We start from the raw sequence: 7,861 nt of genomic DNA, 5'->3' as shown, positions 1-7,861 counted from the left end.
GCGTGGTCGGCCGCCTGGGCCGCCTTCTCCGCGCCCTTCGCCGCGTTGTCGGCCGTCACGGCCGCCTTGCGCGCCGCGTCCGCCTTGGTGGCGTCAGTGGCCGCGGCCGCTGCCGCGTTGCGGGCGTTGGCGGCCGCGTTGGAGGCGCCGACCGCTGCCGCTGCCGCCTGTGCCGCGGCACTGGCCGCGATGCGGGCGGACCTGCTTGCGGCGTTGGCGGCCGAGATGGCCCGTTCGGCGGCCTTCGCCGCCCCGGACGCCGCGCTCGCCGCGCGATTGGCCGCGCGGCCGGCCTTGTCGGCGTCGTTCTGAGTGGCCTCCGCCTCCTGCTGCGCCTTCTGTGCCGCTTCCTTCGCCTGCTTGGCGGCCTCGACCGCCTCGGCGGAAGCGGCTTCGGCGGCCTTGGTCTCCGTGGCGGCGAGCTTGCCCGCACGGTCGGCCTGATCCGCCAGTTCCGCGACGGTGGCGTACTCCTCGTCGCGGCTGCGCGCGACGTACTGTCCCACCTCGAGGAATTCGCGGACGTCCGTGATGGTCCCGCTCAGGGCGAGTCGGCCGGAGGCTCGTACCTGCGTGCCTCCGGCGGAGACGATCTGTGCCGTCAGGACGCGGTCGTCCTGTTCCTGGGCCTCGTCCCGGCCCGTCTTCAGGAAGTTCTGTATGTCCTCGACGGTGCCCGCGAGCGCCTGTCGGCCCCGCGCCTGGACCTCGGGGCCTCCGGCGTCGATGGCGCGGGCGACGAGCACGCGCTGGTCCTGATGGAAGGGCTCCTCCCAGCCCGTCTTCAGGAAACGGACCAGATCACGCTCGTCACCGGTGAGCGCCTGGCGTACCGCGGCGAGGGTGTTCTCCCCGCCCATGCTGCCCAGTTGGGCCGCTTCGACCCGGTAGTCCTGCACCGCCTGGTCGTCGTAGCTCATCAGGAAGTCGATGACGTCCTGATCGCTCCCGATGAGGGCGGTCTCCGCGGCGGACCTCACTTCGGTGCCGCCGGTGGCCCAGATGTCGACCGCCTGCTGCCGGATCGTCATGTGCAGCGGCTCGACGGTCGCGTCGGGCGGATCGTCGGCCGCCGCCGTGGGGGCGACGAGCAGACCGACAAGGACCGCCGTGGCGGTCATGAACGATATGCGTGCGGTGGCGCGTCTCTTCCCAGCGGAGCGCCGGCGCCATTTCCAGTTCATACGGACCTTTTGTCGTCAGAGCGGATGGGCCCGAGCGCCCGCACCCGCCGGAGGGTCGGATGGCGGATATGTCATGCACCTGACATATCCGACCGCTTCTCGGGTGAAAGGGAGCAAGCCCCTCGGGGCGGGGGCTCGGGTGAAGCCGGATCGGCCGGTGCCGTGTCAGCCGGTGACGCGAATCTCGACGAGGACCGACTGGGCCCCGCCGACCGTTCCCTCGCCGACGCTCGTGAACCCGCCTTCGGGCACGTCGACCTGGGTGGTGCGGCCCTCGGCGGTGAGATCGGCACTGATGGGATGGTCGCCCGTCTCCAGGGCGAAGACGCGGGGAAGTTCCAGCGTCAGGAAGCCGGTGCTCGCGGTGGGCTCGAAGCAGTACTGCGCGTCCCGGTTCGCGGCGGAGTCCTTGACGGTGTACACCCGGATCTCGTTCGCGTTCTGTCCGCACTCGGCCAGGATGATGTGGCCGTCGCCGCGCTTCAGGAGGATGCCCTTGGCGGCCAGGATCTGGTCCGCCCCCGGGTAGGTGAAGTCCTCCACGGCGTAGGGGACCGACCCGGTGGGGGGCGCGGGGTCGGCGATGGCGAGAGTGGAGAGCCCGCCGACCGCGCCGACGGCGCAAAGCGCGGAAACGACAATACTGCGCGTACGCATTACCAATTCCTTGCTCCTTCCAGAGGATGCGCAGGGGGCCCTGGAAGGAAAGGCTTCTCGGGCTCCTGGGGTGTGCAAGCCCAGGAAGATGCCTGATGATGCCACGAGATGTCCGTTTTCTGGCAGCGCGCCAGAGGGGAGGCGGTTCGACCGGTGGGTCCTCCGCCTCTCCAGGTCGACCGTTGTGGCCCTGTCGGATCCCCCCGAGAAAGCACGAGAACGTTACCTCGCTTTTGTGTGTGCTGCGCAATTATTTTGACATTCCTTGGTGTATTCCTTTTTCTCTACGGGGCTCTTTGCTGTCGAATTCCTGCTTGTCCGGCAGGTTGTATTTGATTCGGAGATCATCCGTCATGCCCGGGAGGCGGGACTCGGCCGTTTCAGCCCAATGGAGCGCGATGACTGGTGGGAGCGCCCGGATTCAGGTACCACTGATCCAGTAGCACCGGTCCATAGTGATCAGTCCCCAACACCCCTCTTCGTGGCGAGGTGAGCCCTGATGTCCGCTCCCACCACTCAACGCACCACCGTCTCCGAGCGCGAGGCCCGCCAGGTGGCGGAGGCCGCCCGGGAGCAGGGCTGGCGCAAACCGAGCTTCGCCAAGGAGCTGTTCCTCGGGCGCTTCCGGCTCGACCTCATCCATCCCCATCCGCTGCCGGACCCCGAGAGCGTGCGGCGCGGTGAGGCGTTCCTCGCGGAGCTGCGGGCCTTCTGCGAGAGCGAGATCGACGCGGTCCGCATCGAGCGTGAGGCGCGTATCCCGGACGAGGTCGTGGCCGGGCTCAAGCGGCTCGGCGCGCTCGGCATGAAGATCGACCCCAAATACGGCGGCCTGGGCCTGTCCCAGCTGTACTACAACAAGGCGCTCGCGCTGGTCGGTTCGGTCAGCCCGGCGGTCGGCGCGCTGCTCTCCGCGCACCAGTCCATCGGCGTACCGCAGCCGCTGAAGATCTTCGGCACCCAGGAACAGAAGGACGCCTTCCTGCCGCGCTGCGCGAGCACCGACATCTCGGCGTTCCTGCTCACCGAGCCGGACGTGGGCTCGGACCCGGCGCGGCTCGCGACCATGGCCGTGCCCGACGGGGACGACTACATCCTCGACGGCGTGAAGCTGTGGACCACCAACGGCGTGGTCGCGGACCTGCTGGTCGTCATGGCGCGGGTGCCGAAGTCCGAGGGGCATCCCGGTGGCATCACCGCGTTCGTGGTGGAGGGCACCGCCGAGGGCGTCACCGTCGAGCACCGCAACGCCTTCATGGGGCTGCGCGGCATCGAGAACGGCGTGACCCGTCTCCACCGGGTCCGCGTCCCCGCAGCCAACCGCATCGGGCCCGAGGGCGCGGGTCTGAAGATCGCGCTCACCACGCTCAACACCGGGCGGCTCTCACTGCCCGCGATGTGCGCGGGTGCGGGCAAGTGGTGCCTGAAGATCGCCCGGCAGTGGGCGGCCGAGCGCGAACAGTGGGGCAGGCCGGTCGCGCTGCACGAGGCCGTCGGGTCCAAGATCAGCTTCATCGCGGCGACCACGTTCGCGCTGGAGGCCGTGGTGGACCTCGCCTCCCAGATGGCCGACGAGGACCGCAACGACATCCGCATCGAGGCCGCGCTCGCCAAGCTCTACGGCTCCGAGATGTCCTGGCTGATGGCCGACGAACTGGTCCAGATCCGCGGCGGCCGGGGTTACGAGACCGCCGAGTCCCTCGCGGCGCGCGGCGAGCGGGGCGTGCCCGCCGAGCAGATGCTGCGCGACCTGCGCATCAACCGCATCTTCGAGGGCTCGACCGAGATCATGCACCTGCTGATCGCACGCGAGGCCGTCGACGCCCACCTCTCGGTCGCCGGTGACCTCATCGACCCCGACACCTCCCTCCAGGACAAGGCGAAGGCGGCCGCCGACGCGGGCGTGTTCTACGCCAAGTGGCTCCCGAAGCTGGTCGCGGGACCGGGTCAACTCCCGTCCTCGTACAGCGAGTTCAAGCACGGCATCGACCTCTCGGGTCACCTCCGCTTCGTGGAACGGCACGCCCGCAAGCTCGCCCGCGCCACCTTCTACGGCATGTCCCGCTGGCAGGGCCGCATGGAGACCAAGCAGGGCTTCCTCGGCCGCATCGTCGACATCGGCGCCGAACTCTTCGCCATGAGCGCCGCCTGCGTCCGCGCCGAACGCCTCCGCCGCGAGGGCGACCACGGCCGCGAGGCCTACCAGCTCGCCGACGCCTTCTGCCACCAGTCCCGCCTCCGCGTCGACGACCTCTTCACCCGCCTCTGGTCCAACACCGACGACCTCGACCGCAAGGTCGTCAAGGGCGTCCTCAACGGCTCCTACGACTGGCTGGAGGACGGCATCCTCGACCCGTCGACGGAGGGGCCGTGGATCGCGGACGCGACACCCGGCCCGAGCGAAGAGCCGAGCGCCCGTCGCCCCTTCGGGTGACGTCCGCCGTACGACCCGCCGCCCGCGACACCGGACGCGCTGTCCGTCCTTGTGTCGCGGGCGGACACAATAGGTGGATGACCGACAGCCTTGTCAGCCCCGCGCCCCTTGCCGATCCGCACCTGGTGTACGACCCGCTCGCCGACGGCGGGCCGAAGGATGTGGTGATCCTCGGATCCACCGGGTCGGTCGGCACGCAGGCCATCGACCTCGTGCTGCGCAATCCCGGCCGTTTCCGCGTGACCGCGCTGTCCGCCAACGGCGGACGGGTGGCGCTGCTCGCCGAGCAGGCGTACCGGCTGCGGGTGCGGACCGTGGCGGTGGCGCGCGAAGACGCCGTGCCGGAGCTGCGCGAGGCGCTGGCCGGGCACTACGGCACCGAGCCGCTTCCTGAGATCCTCGCTGGGCCCGACGCGGCCGCGCAGGTCGCCGCGTCCGACTGCCACACCGTGCTGAACGGCATCACCGGCTCGATCGGTCTCGCGCCCACCCTGGCCGCCCTGGAGGCGGGCCGCACCCTCGCGCTCGCCAACAAGGAGTCGCTGATCGTCGGCGGCCCGCTGGTCAAGGCGCTGGCCAAGCCCGGCCAGATCATCCCGGTCGACTCCGAGCACGCCGCCCTCTTCCAGGCCCTGGCCGCCGGTACCCGCGCCGATGTCCGCAAGCTGGTCGTCACCGCCTCCGGCGGCCCCTTCCGCGGCCGTACGAAGGCCGAGCTGGCGAACGTCACCGTCCAGGACGCCCTCGCGCACCCCACCTGGGCCATGGGCCCGGTCATCACCGTCAACTCCGCGACCCTCGTCAACAAGGGCCTGGAGGTCATCGAGGCGCACCTCCTCTACGACATTTCCTTCGACCACATTGAGGTGGTCGTGCATCCCCAGTCGTATGTCCACTCGATGATCGAGTTCACCGACGGCTCCACGATCGCCCAGGCGACGCCGCCCGACATGGGCGGCCCCATCGCCATCGGCCTGGGCTGGCCCGAGCGCGTCCCCGACGCCGCCCCGGCCTTCGACTGGAGCAAGGCGTCCACATGGGAGTTCTTCCCGCTGGACAACGACGCCTTCCCCTCGGTGAACCTCGCCCGACACGTGGGACGGCTCGCGGGGACCGCCCCGGCGGTGTTCAATGCCGCCAACGAGGAGTGCGTCGAGGCTTTCCTGAACGGCGCGCTGCCCTTCAACGGGATCATGGAGACCGTCACCCGGGTCGTCGAGGAACACGGCACCCCCGCGACGGGAACTTCACTCACCGTGTCGGACGTCCTCGAAGCGGAGACCTGGGCCAGGGCCCGGGCCCGTGAACTGACAGCCACGACGGCGACCGCGGAGGCGCGTGCATGACGACCTTGATGTTCATCCTCGGCATAGCGGTCTTCGCGGTCGGCCTGCTCGTCTCGATCGCCTGGCACGAACTGGGGCACCTCTCGACCGCCAAGCTTTTCGGTATCCGCGTCCCGCAGTACATGGTCGGCTTCGGCCCCACCATCTGGTCGCGGCACAAGGGCGACACCGAGTACGGCATCAAGGCCGTCCCGCTCGGCGGCTACATCCGCATGATCGGCATGTTCCCGCCGGACGACGCCGGCCGGGTCTCCGCCCGCTCCACCTCCCCGTGGCGCGGCATGATCGAGGACGCCCGCTCGGCGGCCTTCGAGGAGCTCCAGCCCGGTGACGAGACGCGCATGTTCTACACGCGCAAGCCGTGGAAGCGCGTCATCGTCATGTTCGCGGGTCCCTTCATGAACCTGATCCTCGCGGTCGGACTGTTCTTCACCGTGCTCATGGGCTTCGGCATCCAGCAGCAGACCAACACGGTCTCCTCGGTCTCGCCCTGCGTCATCGCGCAGAGCCAGCACCGCGACACCTGCGAGAAGTCCGACCCGGCCTCCCCGGCCCAGGCCGCGGGCCTCAAGGCGCACGACAAGATCGTCTCCTTCGACGGCAGGCCGACCGAGAACTGGAACACGCTGTCCGACCTCATCCGCGACAGCGCGGGCAGGACCGTCCCGATCGTGGTCGAGCGCGACGGCAAGCAGCTCACCCTGCACGCCACCATCGCCACCAACCAGGTCGCCAAGAAGGACGCCAGCGGCACCTACGTCCAGGGCGAGTACGTCAAGGCCGGTTTCCTCGGCTTCAGCGCCGCCACCGGCGTCGTCCAGCTCGGCTTCGGCGACTCGGTGGTCTGGATGGGCGACCAGGTCGGCAACGCGGTGAGCTCCCTCGTCGACCTGCCCGGCAAGATCCCGGCCCTGTGGAACGCCGCCTTCGGCGACGGCCCGCGCGAGCCGGACTCCCCGATGGGCATCGTCGGCGCCGCCCGCGTCACCGGCGAGATCGCCACGCTGAACATCCCGGCCTCCCAGCAGGTCGCCATGTTCGTGTTCGTGCTCGCCGGGTTCAACCTCTCGCTGTTCCTCTTCAACATGCTCCCGCTGCTCCCGCTCGACGGCGGGCACATCGCGGGCGCGCTGTGGGAGTCGCTGCGGCGCAACCTCGCCCGGGTACTGCGCCGCCCCGACCCGGGCCCCTTCGACGTGGCCAAGCTGATGCCGGTGGCCTACGTCGTGGCGGGAATCTTCGTCTGCTTCACACTCCTCGTGCTGATCGCGGACGTGGTGAACCCGGTCAAGATCTCCTGACGGTTCACGACACCCTCGAAGGCGGCCCGGAGCCCTGTGCTCCGGGCCCCTTCCATTGAGTGGGTTTCGCCGGGTGGGATGTGCTCGTGCGGGGGGCCGTACCGTAATCTCAGAGCCTGGAGCCCGGCGTTTCATGGGGCCGGATCTTCATCCACGACTTGGGGTTGCACAGCAGATGACTGCGATTTCTCTCGGTATGCCGTCCATCCCGACCAAGATCGCCGAGCGTCGCAAGAGCCGGCAGATCCAGGTCGGCACCGTCGCGGTCGGCGGTGACGCCCCCGTCTCGGTGCAGTCCATGACGACGACGCGGACGTCGGACATCGGCTCGACGCTGCAGCAGATCGCGGAGCTGACCGCGTCCGGCTGCCAGATCGTCCGGGTCGCCTGCCCGACGCAGGACGACGCCGACGCGCTGGCGACCATCGCCCGCAAGTCGCAGATCCCGGTGATCGCGGACATCCACTTCCAGCCGAAGTACGTGTTCGCGGCGATCGAGGCGGGTTGTGCGGCGGTCCGGGTGAACCCGGGCAACATCAAGCAGTTCGACGACAAGGTGAAGGAGATCGCGCGCGCCGCGAAGGACCACGGCACCCCGATCCGCATCGGCGTGAACGCGGGCTCCCTGGACCGCCGTCTGCTGCAGAAGTACGGCAAGGCCACCCCCGAGGCGCTGGTGGAGTCGGCCCTGTGGGAGGCGTCCCTCTTCGAGGAGCACGACTTCCGCGACATCAAGATCTCGGTGAAGCACAACGACCCGGTCGTGATGATCGAGGCCTACCGGCAGCTGGCCGCCCAGTGCGACTACCCGCTCCACCTCGGCGTGACCGAGGCGGGCCCCGCCTTCCAGGGCACGATCAAGTCGGCCGTCGCCTTCGGCGCGCTGCTCTCCGAGGGCATCGGCGACACGATCCGCGTCTCCCTCTCGGCCCCGCCCGC

At 69.6% G+C, this 7,861-nt stretch carries 6 protein-coding genes; 4 read left to right on the top strand and 2 right to left on the bottom strand.

Features of this window, described 5'->3' with window-relative positions; translation table 11 throughout:
* A partial coding sequence (locus GTW40_RS11750; RefSeq protein ID WP_202485743.1) for an ALF repeat-containing protein occupies nucleotides 1-1,121 on the bottom strand: 1,121 nt, incomplete at its 3' end.
* A 228-nt stretch (nucleotides 1,122-1,349) separates the two neighbouring features.
* Nucleotides 1,350-1,841 carry a hypothetical protein gene (locus tag GTW40_RS32610; RefSeq protein WP_237525462.1) on the bottom strand — a complete coding sequence of 164 codons (492 nt, stop codon included), beginning with the start codon at nucleotides 1,839-1,841 and terminating at the stop codon, nucleotides 1,350-1,352.
* 499 nt (nucleotides 1,842-2,340) lie between these two features.
* Between GTW40_RS32610 and GTW40_RS11740 the strand changes: the two genes are divergently transcribed.
* From GTW40_RS11740 to ispG, 4 genes are all read left to right on the top strand, one after another.
* Entirely contained in the window at nucleotides 2,341-4,275 is a 1,935-nt protein-coding gene (locus tag GTW40_RS11740) for an acyl-CoA dehydrogenase family protein (RefSeq protein ID WP_161180115.1), read from the top strand.
* A 77-nt stretch (nucleotides 4,276-4,352) separates the two neighbouring features.
* A complete protein-coding gene (gene dxr, locus GTW40_RS11735; protein WP_161180114.1) occupies nucleotides 4,353-5,621 on the top strand; it encodes a 1-deoxy-D-xylulose-5-phosphate reductoisomerase in 1,269 nt (422 codons plus the stop codon).
* Complete coding sequence (locus GTW40_RS11730) at nucleotides 5,618-6,922, top strand: site-2 protease family protein (RefSeq protein WP_161180113.1); 1,305 nt, start codon at nucleotides 5,618-5,620, stop codon at nucleotides 6,920-6,922. Before dxr ends, GTW40_RS11730 begins: the two co-directional genes overlap by 4 nt.
* A 175-nt stretch (nucleotides 6,923-7,097) precedes the next feature.
* A partial coding sequence (ispG, locus tag GTW40_RS11725; RefSeq protein WP_161180112.1) for a flavodoxin-dependent (E)-4-hydroxy-3-methylbut-2-enyl-diphosphate synthase occupies nucleotides 7,098-7,861 on the top strand: 764 nt, incomplete at its 3' end.

This window comes from Streptomyces sp. SID4985 (genome assembly GCF_009863025.1).
GTDB lineage: Bacteria > Actinomycetota > Actinomycetes > Streptomycetales > Streptomycetaceae > Streptomyces.
Note: the sequence above shows the minus strand (reverse complement) of the source record. Positions and strands in the feature narration are given on the sequence as shown.

Excerpts from the sequence above, each read along its gene's own strand:
- GTW40_RS32610 (WP_237525462.1), bottom strand. The coding sequence starts at position 1,841 with ATGCGTACGCGCAGTATTGTCGTTTCCGCGCTTTGCGCCGTCGGCGCG.
- GTW40_RS11740 (WP_161180115.1), top strand. The coding sequence starts at position 2,341 with ATGTCCGCTCCCACCACTCAACGCACCACCGTCTCCGAGCGCGAGGCC.
- dxr (WP_161180114.1), top strand. The coding sequence starts at position 4,353 with ATGACCGACAGCCTTGTCAGCCCCGCGCCCCTTGCCGATCCGCACCTG.
- GTW40_RS11730 (WP_161180113.1), top strand. The coding sequence starts at position 5,618 with ATGACGACCTTGATGTTCATCCTCGGCATAGCGGTCTTCGCGGTCGGC.